19 protein-coding genes and 1 other annotated feature are annotated in these 24,027 nt (G+C 42.9%); of the genes, 17 read left to right on the top strand and 2 right to left on the bottom strand.

Annotated features, from left to right (window positions below; genetic code table 11):
* The first annotated feature begins 9 nt into the window (after window positions 1-9).
* From leuC to yihA, 8 genes are all read left to right on the top strand, one after another.
* Window positions 10-1,425: a 3-isopropylmalate dehydratase large subunit gene (gene leuC / locus MHB66_RS12955; protein ID WP_025092482.1), complete on the top strand. Its 1,416-nt coding sequence runs from the start codon at window positions 10-12 to the stop codon at window positions 1,423-1,425.
* A gap of 13 nt (window positions 1,426-1,438) precedes the next feature.
* Window positions 1,439-2,038, top strand: coding sequence for a 3-isopropylmalate dehydratase small subunit (gene leuD, locus MHB66_RS12950; RefSeq protein WP_046311959.1), 600 nt, complete (start codon window positions 1,439-1,441; stop codon window positions 2,036-2,038).
* 125 nt (window positions 2,039-2,163) lie between these two features.
* Window positions 2,164-3,171: a DNA damage checkpoint antagonist DdcA gene (gene ddcA / locus MHB66_RS12945; RefSeq protein WP_046311957.1), complete on the top strand. Its 1,008-nt coding sequence runs from the start codon at window positions 2,164-2,166 to the stop codon at window positions 3,169-3,171.
* Window positions 3,172-3,411: 240 nt separating this feature from the next.
* A complete protein-coding gene (gene tig, locus MHB66_RS12940) occupies window positions 3,412-4,686 on the top strand; it encodes a trigger factor (protein WP_034279803.1) in 1,275 nt (424 codons plus the stop codon).
* Window positions 4,687-4,937: 251 nt separating this feature from the next.
* The gene (gene clpX, locus MHB66_RS12935; RefSeq protein ID WP_024423180.1) at window positions 4,938-6,203 is read left to right on the top strand and encodes an ATP-dependent protease ATP-binding subunit ClpX; all 1,266 of its coding nucleotides are present in this window, start codon (window positions 4,938-4,940) and stop codon (window positions 6,201-6,203) included.
* 137 nt (window positions 6,204-6,340) lie between these two features.
* Window positions 6,341-8,002: an ATP-dependent protease LonB gene (gene lonB / locus MHB66_RS12930; protein WP_024423179.1), complete on the top strand. Its 1,662-nt coding sequence runs from the start codon at window positions 6,341-6,343 to the stop codon at window positions 8,000-8,002.
* A 171-nt stretch (window positions 8,003-8,173) separates the two neighbouring features.
* Window positions 8,174-10,498, top strand: coding sequence for an endopeptidase La (gene lon / locus MHB66_RS12925; protein WP_046311955.1), 2,325 nt, complete (start codon window positions 8,174-8,176; stop codon window positions 10,496-10,498).
* Window positions 10,495-11,082, top strand: a complete 588-nt coding sequence (yihA, locus tag MHB66_RS12920; protein WP_024423177.1) for a ribosome biogenesis GTP-binding protein YihA/YsxC — start codon at window positions 10,495-10,497, stop codon at window positions 11,080-11,082. Before lon ends, yihA begins: the two co-directional genes overlap by 4 nt.
* 42 nt (window positions 11,083-11,124) lie before the next feature.
* On the opposite strand, the gene MHB66_RS12915 is transcribed toward yihA, so the two are convergent.
* Window positions 11,125-11,610, bottom strand: coding sequence for a hypothetical protein (locus tag MHB66_RS12915; RefSeq protein WP_034279808.1), 486 nt, complete (start codon window positions 11,608-11,610; stop codon window positions 11,125-11,127).
* 242 nt (window positions 11,611-11,852) lie between these two features.
* On the opposite strand from MHB66_RS12915, the gene hemA reads away from it, so the two are divergent.
* The 8 genes from hemA (at window position 11,853) to ysxE (ending at window position 20,647) form a co-directional block, all read left to right on the top strand.
* Window positions 11,853-13,220: a glutamyl-tRNA reductase gene (hemA, locus tag MHB66_RS12910; protein WP_034279810.1), complete on the top strand. Its 1,368-nt coding sequence runs from the start codon at window positions 11,853-11,855 to the stop codon at window positions 13,218-13,220.
* A gap of 7 nt (window positions 13,221-13,227) precedes the next feature.
* Complete coding sequence (locus MHB66_RS12905; RefSeq protein WP_024423174.1) at window positions 13,228-14,058, top strand: cytochrome c biogenesis protein; 831 nt, start codon at window positions 13,228-13,230, stop codon at window positions 14,056-14,058.
* Between the two features lie 37 nt (window positions 14,059-14,095).
* Window positions 14,096-15,028, top strand: a complete 933-nt coding sequence (hemC, locus tag MHB66_RS12900) for a hydroxymethylbilane synthase (protein WP_024423173.1) — start codon at window positions 14,096-14,098, stop codon at window positions 15,026-15,028.
* Window positions 15,025-15,816 (top strand): uroporphyrinogen-III synthase, encoded by a 792-nt coding sequence (locus MHB66_RS12895; RefSeq protein WP_046311954.1) that lies wholly within the window; start codon window positions 15,025-15,027, stop codon window positions 15,814-15,816. Before hemC ends, MHB66_RS12895 begins: the two co-directional genes overlap by 4 nt.
* Window positions 15,816-16,784: a porphobilinogen synthase gene (gene hemB / locus MHB66_RS12890; RefSeq protein WP_029706177.1), complete on the top strand. Its 969-nt coding sequence runs from the start codon at window positions 15,816-15,818 to the stop codon at window positions 16,782-16,784. Before MHB66_RS12895 ends, hemB begins: the two co-directional genes overlap by 1 nt.
* A gap of 27 nt (window positions 16,785-16,811) precedes the next feature.
* On the top strand, window positions 16,812-18,104 hold the full coding sequence (gene hemL / locus MHB66_RS12885) for a glutamate-1-semialdehyde 2,1-aminomutase (protein WP_024427834.1): 1,293 nt from the start codon (window positions 16,812-16,814) through the stop codon (window positions 18,102-18,104).
* A gap of 136 nt (window positions 18,105-18,240) precedes the next feature.
* Window positions 18,241-19,578 (top strand): LysM peptidoglycan-binding domain-containing protein, encoded by a 1,338-nt coding sequence (locus MHB66_RS12880; RefSeq protein ID WP_046311953.1) that lies wholly within the window; start codon window positions 18,241-18,243, stop codon window positions 19,576-19,578.
* A gap of 37 nt (window positions 19,579-19,615) precedes the next feature.
* A complete protein-coding gene (gene ysxE / locus MHB66_RS12875) occupies window positions 19,616-20,647 on the top strand; it encodes a spore coat protein YsxE (protein WP_046311952.1) in 1,032 nt (343 codons plus the stop codon).
* A gap of 51 nt (window positions 20,648-20,698) precedes the next feature.
* Here the strand turns inward: ysxE and MHB66_RS12870 are convergent, their stop codons facing one another.
* Entirely contained in the window at window positions 20,699-20,887 is a 189-nt protein-coding gene (locus tag MHB66_RS12870; RefSeq protein ID WP_003216497.1) for a hypothetical protein, read from the bottom strand.
* A 168-nt stretch (window positions 20,888-21,055) separates the two neighbouring features.
* Window positions 21,056-21,285: a binding site (T-box leader), on the top strand.
* A 59-nt stretch (window positions 21,286-21,344) separates the two neighbouring features.
* Between MHB66_RS12870 and MHB66_RS12865 the strand changes: the two genes are divergently transcribed.
* On the top strand, window positions 21,345-23,987 hold the full coding sequence (locus tag MHB66_RS12865; protein WP_046311947.1) for a valine--tRNA ligase: 2,643 nt from the start codon (window positions 21,345-21,347) through the stop codon (window positions 23,985-23,987).
* The last annotated feature ends 40 nt before the right edge of the window (window positions 23,988-24,027 follow it).

The raw sequence follows: 24,027 nt of genomic DNA, 5'->3' as shown, positions 1-24,027 counted from the left end.
AAAAGGGTTATGCCTCGAACAATCATCGAAAAAATATGGGATCAGCATGTAGTCAAAAGCGGCGAGGGAAAACCAGACCTTTTATATATTGATCTGCACTTGGTGCATGAAGTGACATCACCTCAAGCATTTGAAGGATTAAGACAAAAAGGGCGCAAGGTGAGAAGACCTCAAAACACGTTTGCGACGATGGATCACAACATCCCAACTGTGAATCGATTTGTGATCAAAGATGAGATTGCTAAAAAGCAAGTGAGTGCCTTAGAGCGCAACTGTGCGGAATTTGGCGTTCGTCTTGCTGACCTTCACAGTGTTGACCAAGGAATCGTCCATGTCGTTGGACCTGAGCTTGGATTGACACTTCCGGGGAAAACAATCGTTTGTGGAGATAGTCATACATCAACTCACGGCGCGTTTGGTGCACTTGCCTTTGGGATCGGTACTAGTGAGGTTGAACATGTACTTTCTACACAAACACTTTGGCAGCAGCGTCCGAAAACGCTAGAAATTAGAGTAGACGGAAAGCTTCAAAAAGGGGTAACCGCCAAAGATGTCATTTTAGCCGTCATTGGTGCGCACGGCGTGAAGTTCGGCTCAGGTTATGTCATTGAATACACTGGGGAAGTATTCAGAAACATGACGATGGATGAGCGGATGACCGTTTGTAATATGTCGATTGAAGCAGGTGCAAGAGCAGGATTGATCGCACCTGATGAAGTCACCTTCGAATATTGCCGCGGCCGCAAATATGCACCGCAGGGCGAAGACTTCGAAGCAGCTATTAAAGAATGGGAAGAACTTAGAACAGATCCAGGTGCAACCTACGATAAAACCATTGTATTAGATGGAAATCAGATTTCACCAATGGTTACATGGGGAATTAACCCAGGAATGGTACTCCCTGTGGATGCATCGATCCCAGGGCCTGAGGACTTTGCACAAGAAGATGATCAAAAAGAAGCGATTCGTGCTTACGAATACATGGGTGTCCATCCGCATCAGCGTATAGAAGATATTACAATTGAGCATGTCTTTATCGGCTCATGTACGAACTCAAGAATGACTGATTTACGCCAAGCTGCTTCTATGATTGAAGGACAAAAAGTAGCAGATCATGTCAGAGCGATTGTGGTGCCTGGCTCTCAAAGTGTCAAATTGCAAGCAGAAAAAGAAGGTCTTCATGAAATCTTCCTTGAAGCAGGATTTGAATGGAGAGAATCAGGCTGCAGTATGTGCCTTAGTATGAATAACGATGTGGTACCGGAGGGTGAACGCTGCGCGTCCACATCAAACCGTAACTTTGAAGGGCGTCAAGGGAAGGGTGCGAGAACGCATCTTGTCAGCCCGGCAATGGCTGCAATGGCTGCGATACATGGCCGCTTTGTCGATGTCAGGAAGTTTAATCAAGAGAAAACAGTCGTGTAAGGAGTTGTCATAGATGGAGCCTTTAGTCACTCATAAAGGGAAAGCCGCTGTGCTTAACCGTATCAATGTAGATACAGATCAAATTATTCCGAAGCAATTTTTAAAAAGAATCGAACGAACAGGATATGGCCGCTTTGCCTTTTTCGACTGGCGTTATTTAGCCGATGGCAGCCCAAATCCAGATTTCGAACTAAATCAGCCGATCTATGAAGGAGCATCCATTTTGATCGCAGGGGAGAACTTTGGCTGCGGATCATCTAGGGAACATGCTCCTTGGGCGCTTGATGATTATGGCTTTAAAATTGTCATCGCACCATCATTCGCAGATATATTTCATCAAAACTGCTTTAAAAATGGGATGCTTCCGATTCGCCTTGATTATGATGTGTGGAAAACCTTCGCTGCGTCATATGAGAACAAAGGGTATGAGATGACGGTTGATCTTGAAAAACAGCAGATAGAAGATCACGAAGGGAATATCACCCCTTTTCAAGTCGACCCTCACTGGAGAGAAATGCTCCTGAATGGTTATGATGAGATTTCATTAACATTACTATTAGAAGATGACATTCAAGCATTTGAAGAAAAGCGCAGCAGCTGGCTGCGCACTTAAGCAACGAGAAGCTGTCCGCCCGAGGTGTGACGGCTTCTTTTTTGCATGAAAACCTCTCGTTACTTGTGTTTACTAATCTTCGTTGGTAAACTGATAAAAAATATGCGCCCGAAAGGAACGTAAGCATGAAGCATGACAAGAAGAAAGATAATGTCATTTTGTTTCCTGGTCTGAAAGAAAGACTGATTGAAAAAGGAATGGCAGCATTAAAAGATAAACAGTATCAAGAGGCGCTTCACTTGTTTTCAGAAGCAAAATCGTATGATGACGATGAAGAATCCGATATTCACCTCGGAATGGCCATTTGTTTTCTGGAGCTGGGTGAGCTGCAGGATGCAAAGCGTGTTTGTGAAAAAATGCTGCATGAAGGATATGGTCACTATTTCACTGTGCTACAAGTGTATATGACGATCTTAATTCAGCTGAAAGAATATGAAGAAGTCAAACAGACGATTGAGGCTGTGCTCGAGGAAAACCACCTTCCAGCAGAAAGCGCGGAGCATTTTTACAAGCTGCTCGAATTTAGCAGAAAAATGATCGAATCACCTGAAGAGATTTTAGATGAAGATGAGGACGCCGGAAGTGAGGTCAACATAGATGATATGCTGAAGCGTCCGGAAGAACAGGTCCAGTACATTCATTCATTGAAAGACCGGAATATTACACCGCACATGGGTCTATTAAATACCATCTTACAAAACCCTGATGGGAACCCTTTGGTCAAATCAATGATCCTGCAGCTTCTGGCAGATCATGATGTGGCAAAGCCGGTTCATGTGACGAAATTCGGTGATTCTTTAACCCTTATTCCTTCTGAGGCTGTAAAGCCAGAGCAGATGCCGCTTCTCCAGCAAGTGCTTCGTATGCTCGATGACACGCTCGGCAATGAGAATCCGACCCTTTACCAAGGCGTGGAAGAGTTATGGCGCCGGCACTTATTTGTGCTGTATCCATTTCTTCCTAAGTACACAGATCCGAGTCTTTGGGCAGCGGCACTTCATAAAGTCGGCTATGAAATGCATGGGATCGAGATTGAACTCGAAGAATTGCATTTATTGTATGAATTTAACGAACGAGAGCTGAGAGAAGCTTGCACAATGCTGAAAGATATTGAAGAAATTTCTTATTTGTAATTTGTCGATTTAGTTGAAAGACGGACTTGTTATGTTATAATATAATGGTTGTATTTGTGCATATATAGTGCAGTTGTCAGATTCCAACGGTTGAAAGACGATATGTATAATCAAGTCAAATGTTGTATACATAATGCAAGCTTCTTAGCGGAGTGCGTGGTTTTTGATTGGACGAAGTCTTTATGATGCTTTAGAATGGAGCAACGCACAATCTGAATAGATTTTTGGAGGGAAACACACATGTCAGTAAAATGGGAAAAACAAGAAGGTAACGAAGGCGTTCTAACTGTAGAAGTTGACGCTGAAACATTTAACAAAGCACTTGATGATGCATTTAAGAAAGTGGTTAAGCAAGTATCGATTCCTGGATTCCGTAAAGGGAAAGTACCACGTGGTCTTTTCGAGCAGCGTTTTGGTGTAGAATCTCTTTATCAAGATGCATTAGATATTCTTCTTCCAGTTGAATATCCAAAAGCAATCGACGAAGCTGGTATCGAGCCAGTTGACCGCCCTGAAATCGATGTTGAGAAAATCGAAAAAGGCGAAAGCTTAATCTTCACTGCAAAAGTAACTGTGAAGCCTGAAGTAAAACTTGGTGACTACAAAGGTCTTAACGTAGAAAAAGACGACACAGCTGTCACTGATGAAGATGTACAAGAAGAGCTAAAAGGCATGCAAAACCGTCAAGCAGAGCTTGTTGTCAAAGAAGAAGGCGCAATCGAAAACGGCGATACAGTTGTTCTTGATTTCGAAGGATTCGTTGATGGAGAAGCATTCGAAGGCGGAAAAGCTGAGAACTACTCTCTTGAAGTTGGTTCTGGTTCATTCATCCCAGGTTTCGAAGAGCAATTAGTTGGTCTTGAAGCTGGCGCTGAAAAAGACGTAGAAGTTACATTCCCAGAAGAATACCACGCTGAAGACCTTGCAGGTAAACCAGCTGTATTCAAAGTGAAAATTCATGAAATCAAAGCAAAAGAACTTCCAGCACTTGACGATGAGTTCGCTAAAGATGTTGATGAAGAAGTAGAAACGCTTGCTGAATTAACTGAAAAAACGAAGAAACGTCTTGAAGAAGCAAAAGAAAACGAAGCAGAAGGAAAACTTCGTGAAGAGCTAGTTGCGAAAGCTTCTGAAAATGCGGAAGTTGACATCCCACAAGCGATGGTTGACACAGAGCTAGACCGCATGATGAAAGAATTCGAACAACGTCTTCAAATGCAAGGAATGAACCTTGAGCTTTACTTCCAATTCTCTGGACAAGATGAAGATGCGCTGAAAGAGCAAATGAAAGAAGATGCTGCTAAACGCGTAAAATCTAACCTAACACTTGAAGCAATTGCTGCTGCAGAAAACTTACAAGTGTCTGACGAAGAAGTGGAAGAAGAACTTTCAAAAATGGCTGAAGCATACAACATGCCAATTGAAAATATCAAACAAGCGATCGGATCTACTGAAGCAATGAAAGAAGATCTAAAAGTTCGTAAAGCAATTGATTTTCTTGTAGAAAACCGTTAATATGGTGCATAATAATAAAACAGGGCGCGAGTGACTCGTGCCTTGTTTTGTACAATTTTTGACTTATCATCGCTTCTTTTGGAAACGATAGTGTAAGTCGCATCTTTCTGTCATACATATCTCAATGTGCAGTGTTAGAAACACATCGTTACCGTCTTTTAGGAAAGTATGGTAAAATGCATACATACTGGACCCAGAAAGGTAGCTGACTGTTAGCTACAGGCAAGTGAAGAAGAATAAGGGGTGAAAGAATGTTTAAATTCAACGAGGAAAAAGGTCAATTAAAATGCTCGTTTTGCGGAAAAACGCAAGATCAAGTGCGTAAACTGGTCGCAGGACCTGGCGTATATATATGTGATGAATGTATCGAGCTTTGCACGGAAATAGTTGAAGAAGAGCTCGGCACTGAGGAAGAAGTTGAATTCAAGGATGTTCCGAAGCCTCATGAAATTCGGGAGATTCTTGATGAATATGTCATCGGACAAGACAATGCGAAAAAATCCTTAGCTGTAGCGGTGTATAACCACTACAAACGGATCAATTCCAACAGCAAGATTGATGATGTTGAGCTTTCGAAAAGTAATATTTCTATGATTGGACCAACAGGAAGCGGTAAAACATTACTTGCTCAAACACTTGCACGTATTTTAAATGTTCCATTTGCGATCGCAGATGCTACATCATTAACTGAAGCAGGTTATGTTGGTGAAGACGTAGAGAATATTTTACTAAAGCTGATCCAGGCAGCGGATTATGATGTAGAAAAAGCGGAAAAAGGCATTATCTACATCGATGAGATCGATAAAGTAGCAAGAAAATCAGAAAACCCTTCTATCACTCGCGATGTATCTGGGGAAGGCGTCCAGCAAGCCCTTTTGAAAATTCTTGAAGGAACAGTCGCTAGTGTACCGCCTCAAGGTGGACGTAAGCATCCGCATCAAGAATTCATTCAAATTGATACGACGAACATCCTCTTCATTTGTGGAGGAGCCTTTGACGGGATTGAGCAAATCATCAAACGCCGCTTAGGTCAAAAAGTAATTGGATTCGGTGCGGAAAATAAAGTCGAAGATCTTGAAAAAGAAGTCCTTCTATCAAAAGTACTGCCAGAAGACTTGCTTCGCTTCGGTTTAATTCCAGAATTCATCGGCCGCCTGCCGGTTATTGCAAGCCTAGAGCCGTTAGATGAAAAGGCACTTGTAGAAATCTTGACGAAGCCTAAAAATGCGCTTGTTAAGCAATATACAAAAATGCTTGAGCTTGACGATGTAGAGCTTGAATTTGAAGAAGATGCTCTTAGCGAAATTGCGAAAAAAGCAATTGAGCGTAAAACAGGGGCTCGTGGTCTTCGCTCGATCATTGAAGGCATCATGCTTGATGTCATGTTTGACCTTCCATCTCGTGATGATATTGAAAAATGTGTCATCACTGGTGCAACGGTTGCTGATGGTGAGCCGCCGCGTCTTGTGTTAAAGGATGGCACAGTCGTCAACAAGGATACTAAAACATCTGCATAAGAGAAGTTATCACTCCTGAATCATTTTGATTCAGGAGTTTTTTATTTATCGTAGAAGACGTGTTTATTCCGTCCAGCTCTAGGAAATACTAGCAGAAAGAAACCAATACATACGATAGATGAAGGAGGGAGCACCGATTGAGCTGGACAGGAATCGTATTATTTATACAGCTGTTCTTTGGTATCGTCATCGGGCTGTACTTTTGGAACTTACTGCGAAATCAGCGCACACAAAAGGTGACGATAGACAAAGAATCAAAAAAAGAAATGGAAGCACTCAGAAAGATGCGGTCAATCAAGCTGAGTGAGCCTTTATCAGAAAGAGTCCGGCCAAAGGGATTTCAAGATATTGTAGGGCAGGAAGACGGCATTCGTGCTCTAAAAGCAGCGCTGTGCGGACCGAATCCTCAGCATGTCATTGTCTACGGACCCCCGGGTGTTGGTAAAACAGCCGCTGCCCGTCTTGTCATGGAAGAAGCGAAACGTCATGCTGATTCACCGTTTAAGAAAGATGCGGTATTTGTAGAGCTCGATGCCACAACCGCAAGGTTCGATGAACGGGGCATCGCAGACCCGCTCATTGGTTCCGTGCATGACCCGATTTACCAAGGGGCGGGAGCGATGGGACAGGCAGGCATTCCGCAGCCAAAACAAGGAGCCGTTACGCATGCGCATGGCGGGGTTCTGTTTATCGATGAAATTGGGGAACTGCATCCGATTCAAATGAACAAAATGCTGAAAGTCCTTGAAGATCGGAAAGTATTTTTAGACAGTGCCTACTACAGTGAGGAAAACACTCAAATTCCGAATCACATTCATGACATTTTTCAAAATGGACTTCCGGCTGATTTTCGATTGATAGGTGCCACGACAAGAACACCTGAAGAAATTCCACCAGCGATTCGATCGAGGTGTTTGGAAATTTTCTTTAAGGACCTTGACCAGCATGAACTGAAAATTGTCGCTGCTAAGGCTGTCCAGAAAATCCAAAAGGAATTATGTGATGAAGGGCTGAACCTGTTAACCTCATATGTGAAAAATGGCCGTGAAGCTGTCAATATGGTGCAGATCGCTGCTGGAATGGCCGTCACAGAAAACCGAAAAGACATCACGATCGCCGATGTCGAGTGGGTCATTCATTCAAGCCAGCTGACACCAAGATATGAACAAAAAGTACCGGAAAAGCCAAAAGTCGGTGTAGTGAATGGTCTGGCTGTCTACGGACCAAACAGCGGAGCCTTGCTCGAGATTGAAGTGAATATATGTAAGGCACTCGAAAAAGGAAGTATCAACATTACAGGCATTGCAGAAGAAGAAAGCATTGGCAGTCAGTCTAAATCTATTCGACGAAAAAGTATGGCAAAAGGATCTGTTGAAAATGTATTAACAGTGCTGAGAAACTTGGGCATACGGACAAATGAATATGACATCCATATTAATTTTCCAGGCGGTGCCCCTATTGATGGACCGTCTGCTGGGATTGCCATGGCGGCGGCGATTTTCTCTGCCATTCATCAAATCCCGATTGATCATCTGACAGCGATGACAGGTGAAATCGGATTGCAGGGTCAGGTGAAGCCGATCGGCGGTGTGATACCGAAGATTAAGGCGGCGAAGCAGGCTGGTGCCACAACCGTGATTATTCCTTATGACAACCAGCAGTCGATCTTAAAAGAGATTGAAGGCGTCACCATTGTGCCTGTGAAGCACTTCCAAGAGGTGCTGGATCAGTGTTTGGTCAACCCGCCAGACGAGAAGAAAGATGGACTAGAAGAGGAAATGAAAAGAAAATCTGTTTAATCCCCATCACATATGGGGATTTTTTAGTGAAATAGATCTTTTTTTCTTTTTCAAGATAAAAAGAAAGGGTATACTACGGTAAGATCATCATTTCTCAAGTCTTTTACATTGTACAAGACTGAAACAGGTATATTATAATGATTCATACTAGTGACGGAGGTGTCAATCAACATGGCAGATGAAATCAAAAAGAATGTTCCGCTCCTTCCACTGCGAGGCTTGCTTGTTTATCCAACAATGGTCTTGCATTTGGACGTTGGACGCGAGAAGTCTGTTCAAGCTTTAGAACAGGCGATGATGAACGATCATATGATTTTTCTAGCAACACAGCGGGAAATTTCAATAGATGAACCAGGTGAAGAGGAAATTTTCAAAGTCGGCACCTACACAAAAATCAAACAAATGCTGAAGCTGCCGAATGGAACGATTCGTGTACTCGTTGAAGGCTTAAATCGAGCGCAGATCGAATCATACGTGGAGCTTGAGGACTATACGTCCGTCGATATTAAAGAATTGGCAGAAGAAGAATTAAAAGACGCAGAAGCAGAAGCACTCATGCGCACTTTGTTAGATCACTTTGATCAGTACATAAAAATTTCAAAAAAAATCTCAGCTGAAACATATGCAACGGTGACTGATATTGAAGAACCGGGGAGAATGGCAGATATCGTCGCTTCTCACCTGCCGTTCAAGTTAAAGGACAAGCAAGAAGTGCTGGAAACAGTGGATGTCAAAAAACGTCTGAATCGCGTCATCAGCTTAATCCACAATGAAAAAGAAGTGCTGGAAATTGAAAAGAAAATTGGACAGCGCGTCAAACGTTCAATGGAACGAACGCAAAAAGAATATTATTTGCGTGAACAAATGAAAGCCATTCAAAAGGAGCTTGGAGACAAGGAAGGAAAAACAGGCGAAGTCAGTTCATTAATGTCTAAAATTGAAGAGTCCAGCATGCCGGATTCTGTTCGTGAAACGGCGTTAAAAGAATTGAACCGTTATGAAAAAATTCCTTCAAGCTCTGCGGAGAGCTCTGTCATTCGAAATTATATTGATTGGCTGATCAATCTTCCATGGGGCATTTATACAGAAGATCGTCTAGATTTAAAACTTGCAAGTGAAATTTTAGATGATGAGCATCATGGGCTGGAGAAAGTCAAAGAACGTGTGCTTGAATACCTTGCTGTACAGAAGCTGACCAATTCATTAAAAGGACCGATTCTTTGCTTAGCAGGACCTCCTGGGGTAGGGAAAACGTCACTTGCCAAATCGATTGCTAAATCACTTGACCGAAAGTTTATCCGCATCTCTCTTGGCGGTGTGCGTGATGAATCTGAGATTCGTGGACATAGAAGAACGTATGTAGGGGCGATGCCAGGCCGTATCATTCGCGGGATGAGTAAGGCAGGCACTATGAATCCAGTGTTTCTTTTAGATGAAATCGATAAGATGTCCTCTGATTTTAGAGGTGATCCGTCTTCTGCGATGCTTGAAGTGCTGGACCCTGAGCAAAATCACAACTTTAGCGATCACTATATTGAAGAGACATTTGATTTATCGCAGGTGTTATTTATTGCTACTGCCAACAATTTAGCAACCATTCCAGGTCCACTTCGTGATAGAATGGAGATTATCACGATTGCAGGGTATACAGAGGTTGAAAAAGCAGAGATTGTGAAAGACCATCTTCTGCCGAAGCAGCTAAAGGAGCACGGATTAAAGAAAGGGAACTTGCAGCTTCGTGAAGCCGCGATTTATGATACGATTCGCTATTACACAAGAGAAGCGGGTGTTCGTGGATTAGAGCGTCAGCTTGCGTCCATTTGCCGGAAAGCAGCAAAAGCGATTGTGGCTGAAGACCGCAAACGCATCACAGTGACGGAAAAGAACTTATCTGAATTTCTCGGAAAAAGACTTTACCGTTATGGTCAGGCTGAAACGACAGACCAAGTGGGGGTTGTCACAGGACTTGCGTATACGACTGTTGGCGGAGACACCTTATCAATTGAGGTATCACTCTCGCCTGGTAAAGGCAAGCTCTTGTTAACAGGTAAGCTTGGTGATGTCATGAGAGAATCTGCACAGGCGGCATTCAGTTATATTCGTTCCAAAGCAGATGAACTGAACATTGATCCTAATTTTAATGAAAAGCACGATATTCATATCCATGTTCCAGAGGGTGCGGTTCCAAAGGACGGGCCATCAGCTGGTATCACCATTGCGACGGCTCTTGTATCAGCACTCACAGGACGTCCTGTGTCAAAAGAGGTTGGTATGACAGGAGAGATAACGTTAAGAGGAAGAGTGCTTCCGATTGGCGGACTAAAAGAAAAAGCATTGGGCGCACATCGTGCAGGATTGAAAACCATTATTCTTCCAAAGGACAATGAGAAGGATATTGATGATATTCCTGAAAGTGTGAGAGAAGGACTAACCTTTATTCCGGTCTCACATTTAGATGAGGTGCTTGAGAAAGCGTTAGTAGGAGAGGGAAGATGAAAGTAACAAAATCAGATATCGTCATTAGTGCGGTGAAACCAGAGCAGTACCCGAGCGGCGGGCTGCCTGAAATCGCGCTTGCTGGACGATCAAATGTTGGAAAGTCCTCGTTTATCAACTCATTGATTAATCGTAAAAATTTAGCGCGTACGTCTTCTAAACCAGGTAAGACCCAGACGCTTAATTTCTACATTATTAATGATATGCTCCATTTTGTGGACGTTCCGGGCTACGGCTTTGCCAAAGTATCAAAAACAGAGCGTGAAGCCTGGGGTAGAATGATCGAAACGTATATTACAATGCGTGAAGAATTAAAAGCAGTTGTCCAAATTGTGGATCTGCGCCATAAGCCATCAGTAGACGATGTGAACATGTATGAATTCCTTAAATATTACGGAGTTCCCGTGATCGTCATCGCAACAAAAGCGGATAAAATTCCAAAAGGCAAATGGGAAAAACATGCGAAAGTCGTCAAACAGACGCTCGACATTGACCCATCAGATGAACTCATCTTATTCTCTTCTGAAACAAAAAAGGGAAAAGACGAAGCCTGGAATGCGATCCTTGCGAAAGTAAACGGTTAAAAAAAGCATCTGCGATGAGCAGATGCTTTTTTATTGTATAAGTTATTTCCTTTTTAAAAATAATAAGAGGAGACTGACAGCAATCAGTACATAAGGCCAGTACAATTCAAAGCCGGAAGTAGGAATCGAAAGGGAACTTAGCTGTTTTGTAATTTGCTGAAAGAAATAAAGGAACAGACCGAGTGCGATCAGCACAACACTTTCAATACGATATTCTTTTTTCTGAGATGATTTCACAAAGAGTGCAAGTCCTACGATGAACACAATCATTGTAAATGTGTCTGGCCAGTGGTCCAATTTAGGCTGAAGAATAAAGTGTAGCGAAAGGCCTGTCATAAGCATACCGATAAACACATGAGCGCTTTCTTGCTCCTTCTTTCCTTGATATAAAAAAGCGAGACCAAAAAGCAGTACAAGTGTATACCATTTCTCTTGATCCTTCCAAATGTCAAATTGACCTCCTGAGAGAATGGCATATAGCGCTACAGCCAGTAAAGTAAGCGGCAGCAAAATGGATTTCTTCTTCAAAGATGTCACCTTCTTTTAAGCAGATCATTTGTCCGCACGCGCCAAATCTGGTAAATTGCTTGAAGTGATGATATGGCATAAACAGTGTCGAACATTTTTCTACTATATCACAACATTTTTGAAATCTGTTCACAATTTTTATCCAGTTAAAAATGAATATATGTTATAATCATTATAAATAATAAATTCTATATTGTAATTATTATAAATTAGACAGGGCGTTGGGGGTGCAAGCTGAAGTTATGCATATTCTTGTTGTGGGTTTAGATTATAAAACAGCCCCTGTTGAGATACGGGAACAGCTGAGCTTTGAACCGAGTGAGCTCGGAACAGCGATGTCCAAGCTTAAAGAAGAAAAAAGCATTCTAGAGAATATCGTCATCTCAACATGTAATCGAACAGAGATCTACGCAGTAGTAGATCAGCTTCATACTGGACGGTTTTATATAAAAAGATTTTTAGCTGATTGGTTCGGTTTAGAAAAGGAAGATGTCTCTCCATATTTGAAGTTCTATGAAAACGATGGAGCGGTTGAGCATTTATTCCGTGTGGCCTGTGGACTTGATTCCATGGTCATTGGTGAAACGCAAATACTCGGTCAAGTACGCTCCAGCTTTAAAGTAGCTCAAGAGGAGAAGACCATTGGTACCGTTTTCAATTATTTATTTAAACAGGCGGTAACCGTTGCAAAACGCTCTCATGCGGAAACAGATATTGCGTCTAACGCCGTATCTGTCAGCTATGCAGCTGTTGAGCTTGCCAAAAAAATCTTTGGACGTCTTTCTGATAAGCATGTCCTGATTCTTGGTGCGGGCAAAATGGGCGAACTGGCGGCTCAAAACCTTCAAGGTCAAGGAATCGGCCAAGTAACGGTCATCAATCGAACGTTTGAAAAAGCAAAGGAATTGGCCGGTCGTTTTTCAGGAGAGCCTAAGAGCTTAAACCAATTAGAAAAAACATTATCCGAAGCGGACATTTTAATCAGCTCAACGGGTGCGAAACAATTTGTCATTACAAAAGAAATGGTCGAAAGTGCGAATAAAAAACGGAAGGGCAGACCTCTATTTATGGTGGATATTGCTGTACCCCGTGATTTAGATCCAGCTATTTCTGAAGTAGAAGGTGCTTTTTTGTATGACATTGATGACCTTGAAGGCATCGTGGCTGCCAACTTAAAAGAGCGCCGTGCAGTGGCTGAGCAGGTTGAGCTTCTGATTGAAGCAGAAATTGTGGAATTTAAGCAATGGCTGAATACGTTAGGTGTTGTTCCGGTCATTTCTGCCCTTAGAGAAAAGGCACTTACAATTCAAGCCGATACGATGCAGAGTATTGAGCGGAAGCTTCCAAACCTCACAAACCGTGAAATGAAGCTGTTAAATAAACATACGAAAAGCATCATCAACCAAATGCTGAAAGATCCTATCTTAAAGGCAAAAGAAATTGCCGCGGAGCCGAATGCAGAGGAAAAGCTTTTACTCTTTAAAGAAATCTTTGATTTACAGGTTGAAGATGAAGAGCAAAAGGTCGAATCTGCACAGGTGGAGCAAGGATCATTTCAGCTGTTCAAACCAAATATGGCACAAGGCTTTGCTACAGTTGCCAGTGAGTGATTAAGCGATGATGGAATCCATTGTAGCGAGACTCAATGAAGCGACGATCTTAATCTATGCACTAAGTGTCTTGTTCTATTTCATAGATTTTCTTCAACACAACCGGAAGGCTGGAAAAATGGCTTTCTGGTTGCTTTCTATTGTCTGGCTGCTGCAAACAGTCTACATGTTCTATATTATGATGGAAACAGACCGATTCCCTGTGTTGAATGTAGCAGAGGGGTTATATTTTTATACGTGGGTGCTTGTGACACTTTCTCTTGTCCTCACAAAGGTATTGCGTGTTGAATTTATTGTCTTTTTTACAAATGTGATCGGTTTTTCCATGATGGCGATTCACACCTTTACACCATCTGACCTCCATTCAGCAGAACTAACGGGGAAGCTCACGAGTGAACTGCTCGTGATTCATATTACGATGGCGATTTTATCCTACGGTGCCTTTTCACTTTCATTTGCGTTTTCACTGCTTTATCTCTTTCAATATCGTTTACTGAAAAAGAAAAAATGGGGAAAATGGCTTCTGAGAATTGAAGACTTATCAAAGCTCGATCATATGGCGTACGTATTAAACATTATTGGTGTGCCAATGCTCTTGCTTAGTTTAATTCTTGGCATCATTTGGGCATATATTTCGTATGATACGTTGTACTGGACAGATGCAAAGGTGCTTGGTTCGTTTATTATGCTGTTTTTATACGGATTTTACTTATATATCAGATTGGTGAGAAATATGCAGGGCAAAATCGTAGCACTATGGAATGTCGCTTCATTTCTTGTGCTGATGATCAATTATTTTCTGCTTGGTAGCTTATCAACCTTTCATTGGTTTCAATAATGATGAGTCTTAAAGGCATTGTCGGGAGGAAGACGTATTGCGTACAATTAAAGTAGGTTCTAGACGAAGTAAGCTGGCAATTACACAAACAAAATGGGTCATTCAAAAGCTGTCTGAACTAAACCCTTCTTATTCTTTTGAAATAAAAGAAATTGTGACAAAGGGTGATCAAATTTTAGATGTGACCTTATCTAAGGTTGGCGGAAAAGGACTGTTTGTTAAAGAGATCGAGCAGGCGATGCTGAATCATGACATCGATATGGCGGTGCACAGCATGAAGGATATGCCGGCTGCTCTTCCGGAAGGTTTAGTGATTGGCTGTATTCCTGAGCGTGAAGATGTGCGGGATGCACTTATTTCGAAGGATCATCTGAGTCTCAGCGAACTGCCTAAGGGCGCAATTGTGGGAACGAGCAGCTTACGGCGCAGCGCCCAGCTTCTTCAGGAGAGACCAGATCTTGAGATTAAATGGATTCGAGGAAACATTGATACAAGATTGGAAAAGCTGAAAAATGAAGAGTATGATGCCATTATTTTAGCGGCCGCCGGTCTGTCTAGAATGGGATGGAGCAAAGAGGTCGTGTCGGAATTCTTATCTCCTGAGACGTGCCTTCCTGCCGTTGGACAAGGCGCGCTGTCGATTGAGTGCCGCGGGGATGATGAAGAGCTGCTTAAGCTTCTCGCCCAATTTACGAATGAATATACGAAGAAAACGGTCCTCGCAGAAAGAGCCTTCCTCAAACAAATGGATGGAAGCTGTCAGGTGCCGATCGCCGGCTATGCAACGATGAATGAGCATAATGAAATTGAACTAACAGGTCTTGTTGCATCTGCTGATGGGCACACGATTATTCGAGAAACCGTCACAGGCACTGACCCTGAAGCCATAGGAACAGCGTGTGCGAAGCAGATGGCCGATAAGGGAGCAAAGGATTTGATCGACAAGGTGAAAAAGGATCTGTCTCAATGAGCATAGGCAAATCGCTTTACGGACAGACGGTGCTTGTCACTCGAAATGAACGTCAAGCGGGCGTGTTTCAGCAAAAGATCGAAGCGCTGAACGGCCATGCGGTTTTAACCTCTCTTATTCGGTTTGAGGCTACGCTCACAAAAGAAAAAGCGCAGGCCTTTTTAAAGGACTTACAAAATAGCCAATGGCTTGTTTTCACGAGTGTGAATGGTGCGTCTTTTTTTCTGAATTACATAAAAGACCATCATTTACATAAGAGCTTAACCCATTTGAAAGTGGCTGCTGTAGGAGAGAAAACCTCTGCCTATCTTGAGCAGCACGGCTTGAAGGTAGATGTGGTGCCAGAACGATTTATAGCGGAAGAGCTGGCAGATGCATTACTTGATCATGTACGCCCAGGAGAGCGTGTGTTTGTAGCAAAAGGGCATCTGTCACGAGATGTGGTGAAAGAGACCCTCATTCCGCTCGGCATAGAGGTAAAAGAATGGATTTTATATGAAACAGTCAAGGATGAGGAAGGAATTGCTGCTCTCAAATCAGCAATGACAAAGCAATCATTTGATTTTATTACATTTACGAGCTCATCCACTGTTCATTCTTTTATGCATGTGATGGAACCAGACGCAGCGATGCTGGCTGCATCTGACACCTGTTTTGTGACGATCGGTCCTCTGACAAAAGAGGCACTGCATCAATACGGGATTTCTTCTGAAACCCCAGATACTTATACGATAGACGGAATGCTAGATTTAATGTGCCGTTTATCTGAAAGGAAGTTGAACCATTGATGAAATTTAACAGACACCGCAGATTGCGGACAAGCGCAGGAATGAGAGAATTAGTCAGAGAAACCTTTTTAAGACCATCTGATTTCATTTACCCGATCTTTTTTGTAGAGGGAGAAAATGTACGAAAAGAAGTCTCTTCAATGCCGGGTGTATATCACATTTCTGTAGACCTCGTGAAAGAAGAAGTCCAAGAGCTTGTTGATCTTGGCATCAAATCGATCATTGTATTTGGTGTGCCGGATCATAAAGATCATGTAGGCAGTGAGGCGTATCACGACCATGGCATTGTTCAAAGGGCAACGCTTGAGATCAAAAAGCATTTCCCAGAGCTCGTGGTCATTGCAGACACTTGCTTATGCCAATATACAGATCACGGACATTGCGGAATCGTTGAAGATGGAGAAATTTTAAATGATGAATCTCTTCAGCTATTAGCGAAAACTGCTGTCAGCCAAGCGCGTGCAGGTGCAGATATCATCGCGCCTTCAAATATGATGGACGGATTTGTTGTTGCCATTCGTGAGGCACTTGATGAAGCAGGCTTTATTCATGTACCTGTCATGTCATATGCGGTGAAATATGCAAGTGCTTTTTACGGTCCGTTCCGTGATGCGGCACATAGTACACCGCAGTTTGGAGATCGTAAAACATATCAAATGGACCCTGCAAACCGTTTAGAGGCTCTAAGAGAAGCGCAATCTGATGTAGAAGAGGGAGCTGACTTCTTGATTGTCAAACCATCTCTTTCTTACTTAGACATTATGCGTGATGTGAAAAATGAATTTACACTCCCTGTTGTTGCTTATAATGTGAGCGGAGAGTATGCGATGGTGAAAGCCGCCGCTCAAAATGGCTGGATTTCTGAAAAAGAGCTTGTTCTTGAAATGCTGACAAGCATGAAACGTGCAGGAGCAGAACTCATCATTACGTATCATGCAAAAGATGCAGCAAAATGGCTCTCAGAATAAAGAACGGATAGACAGGAGGACGTTGAAATGGGACGTAGCTATGAAAAATCAAAGCAAGCATTTGAAGAAGCACAGCAATTAATGCCTGGTGGTGTCAACAGCCCTGTGCGTGCATTTAAATCAGTCAACACAGACCCGATTTTTATGGAACGAGGCAAAGGCGCCAAGATCTATGATATTGATGGAAATGAATACATCGATTATGTCTTATCATGGGGACCGCTTATTTTAGGACATACGAATGACCGTGTTGTTGAAAGCATTCAGCGAGTAGCGGAAAATGGGACAAGCTTCGGTGCTTCTACGTTAGTTGAAAATGAATTAGCTAAACTTGTATCAGAACGGGTTCCTTCCATCGAAGTTATTCGTATGGTCAGCTCTGGTACAGAGGCGACGATGAGTGCACTTCGTCTAGCTCGCGGTTTTACAGGCAGAAATAAAATTGTGAAATTTGAAGGCTGCTATCATGGCCACGGTGATTCTTTGCTCATCAAAGCGGGTTCTGGAGTGGCGACGCTTGGACTGCCGGATAGTCCTGGTGTTCCTGAAGGGACTGCAAGCAACACAATCACAGTACCGTACAATGATTTAGAAAGCATTCAAGTTGCTTTTCAAGAATTTGGAGACGATATCGCGGGTGTCATTGTAGAACCGGTTGCAGGAAATATGGGGGTTGTCCCTCCGCAAGAAGGTTTCTTGCAAGGACTGAGAGACATCACGGAGCAATATGGATCATTACTTATTTTTGATGAGGTCATGACAGGCTTCCGCGTGGATTATCACTGCGCGCAAGGCTATTTTGGCATCACACCTGATCTGACGTGCCTTGGTAAAGTCATTGGCGGCGGTCTTCCGGTCGGTGCTTATGGCGGAAGAGCGGATATTATGAGACAAATTGCGCCAAGTGGTCCAATTTATCAAGCAGGAACGTTATCTGGTAACCCTCTTGCGATGACAGCAGGCTTAGAAACCCTAAAACAGCTGACACCTGAGTCTTATGAAGAGTTTAAACGAAAAGGTGACCGTTTAGAAGAAGGTATTTCGAAAGCAGCAAAAGCATACGGAATTCCATTAACGTTTAACCGTGCGGGTTCCATGATCGGATTCTTCTTTACAAATGAAGAAGTGATCAATTATGACAAAGCGAAAACAGCTGATCTTGCTTTATTCGCTGAATTTTACAAGGAAATGGCCGATCACGGCATTTTCCTCCCGCCTTCTCAATTTGAAGGACTATTCCTGTCAACAGCTCATACAGATGAAGACATCGAATATACGATTGAGACAGTGGAAAAGGTTTTTCAAAAACTACGTCGATAAAACAAAAGGCCGATATGGGGACATATCGGCTTTTTTGCATTGGAGAAAACCAATCATATTTTCACTTCTTCCCTCATACAACTGTATTGACATCTAATTTTATTTTTTAAGGATTAGATGAAAGGAGGACACCGACTTGTCTCAAAACAATCGATTACAGTTTTCGGTAGAAGAATCCATTTATTTCAAAAGCGGACAGGAAGTCAGTGAGCTGCTGTCAATTTCTCTCGACCCTGACATTCTCGTTCAAGAAGTGAATGATTATGTTTCCATTAGAGGTTCACTCGAGCTAACAGGAGAATACAACATAAATCAAGAGGAGCTATTGGGTGAATTGAGTTCCTTTCCAACATACAGGGAAGCAGATGAGGTAAAGGTCAGAGAAGACGGAACGGCGGAGCTTCTGCATCAATTTCCAGTCGATATCACCATTCCGAAGAACAAAATTAGTCATTTAAATGATGTGTTTGTGTTTATTGATGCGTTTGATTACCAGCTGACAGAGAATCGTTTGCTCACCATTCAGGCTGATTTAGCCATTGAGGGCTTGTTAGACGAGGAAACGCCTGAAGCGCCTGTAGAGGAGCCATATGAATTTGTCCATCGTCCTGAAGAGGATTATGGCGATATGGCCTACGATTATCAGTTGCAGCCGGAACAAGAAGAACAAGAAGAGCTGCAAAGCGAAGAACGTGAGCATGATGAGATTCAGCCTGTATTCCAACATGACACGCGCGCGGAGCAAGAGGAACAGGCAGTACAGGAAGAACAAGAAGAACAAGAAGAACAAGAAGAGGAAGAAGAAATTAAGATAGAGCTGGTGAGGGAGGTAGCGGAAACGCCCGAAGAAACGCCCGAAGAAACGGAAGAATTAGAAGAACAAGAAGAGCTGGAACAGCCTAATAACCAAGAAGAAGCGGTGGCGTCTGGCTATCGATCTATTCCTGAAGCTCAGGTGCAGGAACCGCCATTTTTTGAACCGCCAAAGCTTTTAGAAGAAGAGGACCGAGAAGATCCGTTCTTTGAAGTGGAAGTGAGAAAGGATCCGGAAGCTGCTGAAGAGCAGGAAGAAACGGTACAGTCGTATCCGGCTTTTGAAACACCTGCTGATCAAGTGGAACCTGAGCATGAGGCGCACGATGATGAATATCAGCTCGGGCGCTTATATGAACGGGAAGCACCTAAAATATATGAGTCAGCTCAAGAAGAAGAGGAGCTTGAAGAAGACGTGAGAGAAACGTCTGGCAGTGAGAACTCTCTTTATTTAACAAAGCTGTTCGCTAAGCAGGAGGAGGAAGATTTTTCCCGCATGAAAATATGTATAGTTCAGCAAGAAGATACGGTCGATCGTATTTGTGAGAGATATCAGTTGAATGTGCAGCAGCTTCTTCGCACAAACTCATTATCGATGGATGCGGAGCTTGAGGAAGGGCAGATTCTTTATATTCCTGAATATCAAAAAAGCAATGCATAGCAAGCGATGACTGACCGAGAAAATGTGGTGAGTGAACGTGGATGAAATCCAATCTGTCTTATACGAATACGGGCTTGAGGCTGAATATATTGAACCTGTCAGTCCTGCTGTCATCAAGGTCTATACAAAGCAGGGTGTATTTGCTCTGAAACGAGTAAAAGCCAGCCGGCATATGCAATTTACAGAACAAATGCTTGAACTGGAATCAAAGGGCTATCGCTCCTTTGTGCCGATTTATCGGACGAAGAGCGGTTCCTTTTTCTCAAGTCATCGGGAAAGCCAGTATGCATACTATTTGATGCCGTGGCTGACGAATGAAAAGAGAGAAGAGCAGGACGATAAGCATGAATATTTATTTCAAGAGATTGCAAGACTTCATAAGCGGACTGAAGTCATGATGGATATCACAGCGCAAGAGATAGAAGCACATTACACACAAATCAAGACCAAATGGGAAACAGAGAAAGACATGTATGAACGATTCATAGAGCGGGCAGAACAAACGTGGTATATGTCGCCATTTGAGCTGGCCGCTGCTATGTATTTTTCAGAGGCGATGTCTGCTAGTGAATTTGCGCTTGAACGTTTAGAAGATTGGCATGAAGAAATGATAGACAAAGAGACAACGCGTGTTGTGCTAAATCATGGACAGCTATCGATCCATCACTTTTTGTATAATGATGTAGGGACAGGACATTTCACCAATTTTGAGCGGTCTAAAAAAGCCGCCCCCATTTATGATCTTCTGACCTTTTACTTTCGGACATTCAAAACCTATCCCACGTCTTGTCCTGAATGCACTTCCTTGTTTTATACGTATCAAAAAGGAAACCCTCTTCGGGAGGAAGAACTGCATTTATTCCTAAGCTACCTCGCTTATCCGCAAGGTCTGTTTGATACGGTAAAAGCCTATGAAGCAGGCGGGCAGGATGAAATGGAAAGCTGCCAGCAGCTGTTAAGAGCGTATTGGCAGATGAAAAATTCAGAGCCGACTGTCATGAAGATTCACGAGATTGAGCAGGCTAGACGGCTTGAAGAAGAACAAAGTGCCTCGTCATCGGCGGAATGACGAGGTTATGCTGCGTTGGCTTTATATGGGCAGGTACATAATGATGAGTTTTTAAAACCAATCAAGGTGAAAGGCACAGGCGAGAAAAATAAGAATACCTAGAATGAGGACGTCAAATGTCGTAGGGAAAATGATCGTACGAAATCCTTGAAATATAGCAATCGGGAGAACGACTTGGGAAGCAACTGCCCGAATTTGTCTCAGCCAGGGGGGAAGTGTGTAAGGATTGATCTTCTTCAAATCAAACGCCCTCCTTCTTCATTTTGTTATTATCATATGGGCAAAAGGGCGAAGGGTGCCTGCCCAATTTGTATAAAGAAGAAGAAAAGCGGAAAAGATGATTGACGAAAACAAAAGGCATTTAGTAATATTAATAAAAGATGAGTATGTGCTGATGAACGTGATATATCGTAAGCGTGGATCAGGAAGAGTACGAGCAAGACCCTAAAGAGAGGGAAACCAAGAGCTGAAAGGTTTCCTAGGATGTACTTGTTTGGAAGGTCGCCTGTGAGCTTAATTTCTTGAATGAACAAGTAGAGAAATTCGGGAGAACCCCGTTATCCTTTAGAGTGTATGGGACACGTATATGTGTCTCGTGAAAAAAGGTGGTACCGCGAAAAAGCTTTTTCGTCCTTTTATAAGGATGGAAAGGCTTTTTTTATGTTTCATCAGCCGAAAAAATGTGGAGGTTACACAAATGGGAACAAATAATCAAGAAATGCCAACAAAGTACGATCCAAATGCGATTGAAAAAGACCGCTATACGTACTGGCTTGAAGGGAAATTCTTCGAAGCACAAAATGACAAAACGAAAGATCCATATACAGTCGTCATTCCTCCACCAAACGTGACAGGAAAACTGCATCTTGGGCATGCATGGGATTCTACACTACAAGACATCGTGACACGTATGAAACGGATGCAGGGCTATGACGTTCTTTGGCTTCCAGGTATGGACCATGCCGGTATTGCGACTCAAGCAAAAGTCGAGGCAAAGCTTCGCGAAGAAGGCGTAAGCCGGTATGACCTTGGCCGGGAGAAATTTGTAGAAGAAACGTGGAAGTGGAAAGAAGAATATGCAGATTTTATTCGCAGCCAGTGGGCGAAAATGGGCCTTGGCCTCGATTACTCCCGTGAGCGTTTTACTTTAGATGAAGGTCTGAATAAAGCTGTTCGCCAAGTGTTTGTTCAATTGTATGAAAAAGGGCTTATTTATCGCGGAGAGTACATCATTAACTGGGATCCAGCAACGAAAACGGCACTTTCTGATATTGAAGTGATTTATAAGGATGTTCAAGGTGCGTTTTATCACTTGAGATATCCGCTTTCAGATGGAACAGGTTCAATTGAAATTGCGACAACAAGACCTGAAACTATGCTGGGGGATACAGCCGTAGCCGTACACCCTGATGACGAACGCTACCAGCATTTGATTGGAAAAACAGTGGTTTTACCAATTACAGGCCGTGAAATCCCAATCGTCGGTGATGACTATGTCGATATGGAGTTTGGTTCAGGTGCTGTGAAAATTACACCTGCTCATGACCCGAATGACTTTGAGCTTGGAAACCGCCATGGGTTAGAGCGTATTCTTGTCATGAATGAAGATGGCACAATGAATGCGAATGCACTGCAATATAAAGGGATGGACCGCTTCGAATGCCGCAAACAGCTTGTGAAGGATTTACAAGAGGAAGGCATTTTGTTCAAAATTGAAGACCACATGCATTCAGTTGGTCATAGTGAGCGAAGTGGAGCTGTCGTTGAACCGTATTTATCGACACAATGGTTTGTGAAAATGCAGCCGCTGGCAGACGAAGCCATTCATCTGCAAAAAGGGGACGACCAAGTTCAATTTGTTCCAGACCGATTTGAAAAGACATATTTACATTGGATGGAAAATATCCGTGACTGGTGTATTTCTCGTCAGCTATGGTGGGGACACCGCATCCCGGCTTGGTATCATAAAGAAACGAAAGAAGTATACGTTGGACTTGAAGCACCAGAAGATATTGAGAACTGGGAACAGGATAACGATGTGCTTGATACATGGTTTAGTTCAGCACTTTGGCCGTTTTCTACAATGGGCTGGCCAGATGCAGACAGTGAAGACTTCAAGCGCTACTACCCAACCAATCTGCTTGTAACAGGCTATGACATCATTTTCTTCTGGGTATCCCGCATGATCTTCCAAGGTCTTGAATTCACAGGAGAAAAACCGTTTAAAGATGTCCTCATTCATGGGCTCATCCGCGACGAACAAGGACGTAAAATGAGTAAGTCGCTCGGAAACGGAATTGATCCAATGGAGGTCATCGACAAATACGGTGCGGATTCATTAAGATATTTCTTAGCGACTGGAAGCTCACCAGGTCAGGATCTTCGTTTTAGCTTTGAAAAGGTTGAATCCACTTGGAACTTTGCGAACAAAATTTGGAACGCATCCCGTTTTGCTTTAATGAATATGGATGGTTTAACGTATGATGAGCTTGATTTATCAGGGGAAAAATCAGTTGCTGATCAATGGATTTTAACACGCTTAAATGAAACGATTGAAAGTGTCACACAGCTTGCTGACAAGTATGAATTCGGTGAAGTGGGCAGACATTTATACAACTTCATTTGGGATGATTTCTGTGATTGGTACATTGAAATGGCGAAACTTCCGCTTTATGGTGAAGACGAAGCGGCGAAGAAAACGACTCGTTCGATCCTTGCGTATGTATTAGATCGAACGATGAGGCTTCTACATCCGTTTATGCCGTTCTTAACAGAAGAAATCTGGCAGCATCTACCGCATGAAGGTGAGTCCATTACTGTAGCGGCATGGCCTGAAGTGAAGCCGGAGCTTTCTAATGAACAAGCTTCTGCTGATATGAAGCTGCTTGTTGAACTCATTCGTTCTGTTCGTAACATTCGCAGTGAAGTGAACACGCCAATGAGCAAACAAGTTGAGCTTTACATTAAAGCATCTACGTCTGATGTTCAGGAACGTTTAGAGAAAAATCGTTCATATATTGAGCGCTTCACGAACCCAAGTGTTCTTGAAATTGGCACAGATGTTCCAGCTAGTGATAAAGCGATGACGGCTGTTATTTCTGGAGCAGAACTCATTCTGCCGCTTGAAGGCTTAATCAACTTGGATGAAGAAATTGCACGTCTGCAAAAAGAGCTTGATAAGCTGACAAAAGAAGTGGAACGAGTACAGAAAAAGCTTGGCAACGAAGGCTTTATGAAAAAAGCGCCTGAAAGTGTCGTAGAAGAAGAGCGTGCGAAAGAACGTGATTATGTCGCAAAACGCGAAGCTGTTCAAAAGCGTATTGAAGAGCTGAAAGCATAAGGTTGAAAAGACGGCTCCTAATGAAATGGAGTCGTCTTTT

The organism is Bacillus sp. FSL L8-0167 (genome assembly GCF_038630295.1).
GTDB classification, from domain to species: Bacteria; Bacillota; Bacilli; order Bacillales; family Bacillaceae; genus Bacillus; species Bacillus safensis.
This window is presented reverse-complemented; position numbering and strand designations above follow the sequence as displayed.

Bases quoted from the DNA above. Each gene is read 5' to 3' on its own strand.
- MHB66_RS12895 (WP_046311954.1), top strand. From the start codon at position 15,025: ATGAGCATAGGCAAATCGCTTTACGGACAGACGGTGCTTGTCACTCGA.
- MHB66_RS12905 (WP_024423174.1), top strand. From the start codon at position 13,228: ATGATGGAATCCATTGTAGCGAGACTCAATGAAGCGACGATCTTAATC.
- ddcA (WP_046311957.1), top strand. From the start codon at position 2,164: ATGAAGCATGACAAGAAGAAAGATAATGTCATTTTGTTTCCTGGTCTG.
- hemA (WP_034279810.1), top strand. From the start codon at position 11,853: ATGCATATTCTTGTTGTGGGTTTAGATTATAAAACAGCCCCTGTTGAG.
- lon (WP_046311955.1), top strand. From the start codon at position 8,174: ATGGCAGATGAAATCAAAAAGAATGTTCCGCTCCTTCCACTGCGAGGC.
- clpX (WP_024423180.1), top strand. From the start codon at position 4,938: ATGTTTAAATTCAACGAGGAAAAAGGTCAATTAAAATGCTCGTTTTGC.
- tig (WP_034279803.1), top strand. From the start codon at position 3,412: ATGTCAGTAAAATGGGAAAAACAAGAAGGTAACGAAGGCGTTCTAACT.
- hemB (WP_029706177.1), top strand. From the start codon at position 15,816: ATGAAATTTAACAGACACCGCAGATTGCGGACAAGCGCAGGAATGAGA.
- hemL (WP_024427834.1), top strand. From the start codon at position 16,812: ATGGGACGTAGCTATGAAAAATCAAAGCAAGCATTTGAAGAAGCACAG.
- leuC (WP_025092482.1), top strand. From the start codon at position 10: ATGCCTCGAACAATCATCGAAAAAATATGGGATCAGCATGTAGTCAAA.
- yihA (WP_024423177.1), top strand. From the start codon at position 10,495: ATGAAAGTAACAAAATCAGATATCGTCATTAGTGCGGTGAAACCAGAG.
- MHB66_RS12865 (WP_046311947.1), top strand. From the start codon at position 21,345: ATGGGAACAAATAATCAAGAAATGCCAACAAAGTACGATCCAAATGCG.
- leuD (WP_046311959.1), top strand. From the start codon at position 1,439: ATGGAGCCTTTAGTCACTCATAAAGGGAAAGCCGCTGTGCTTAACCGT.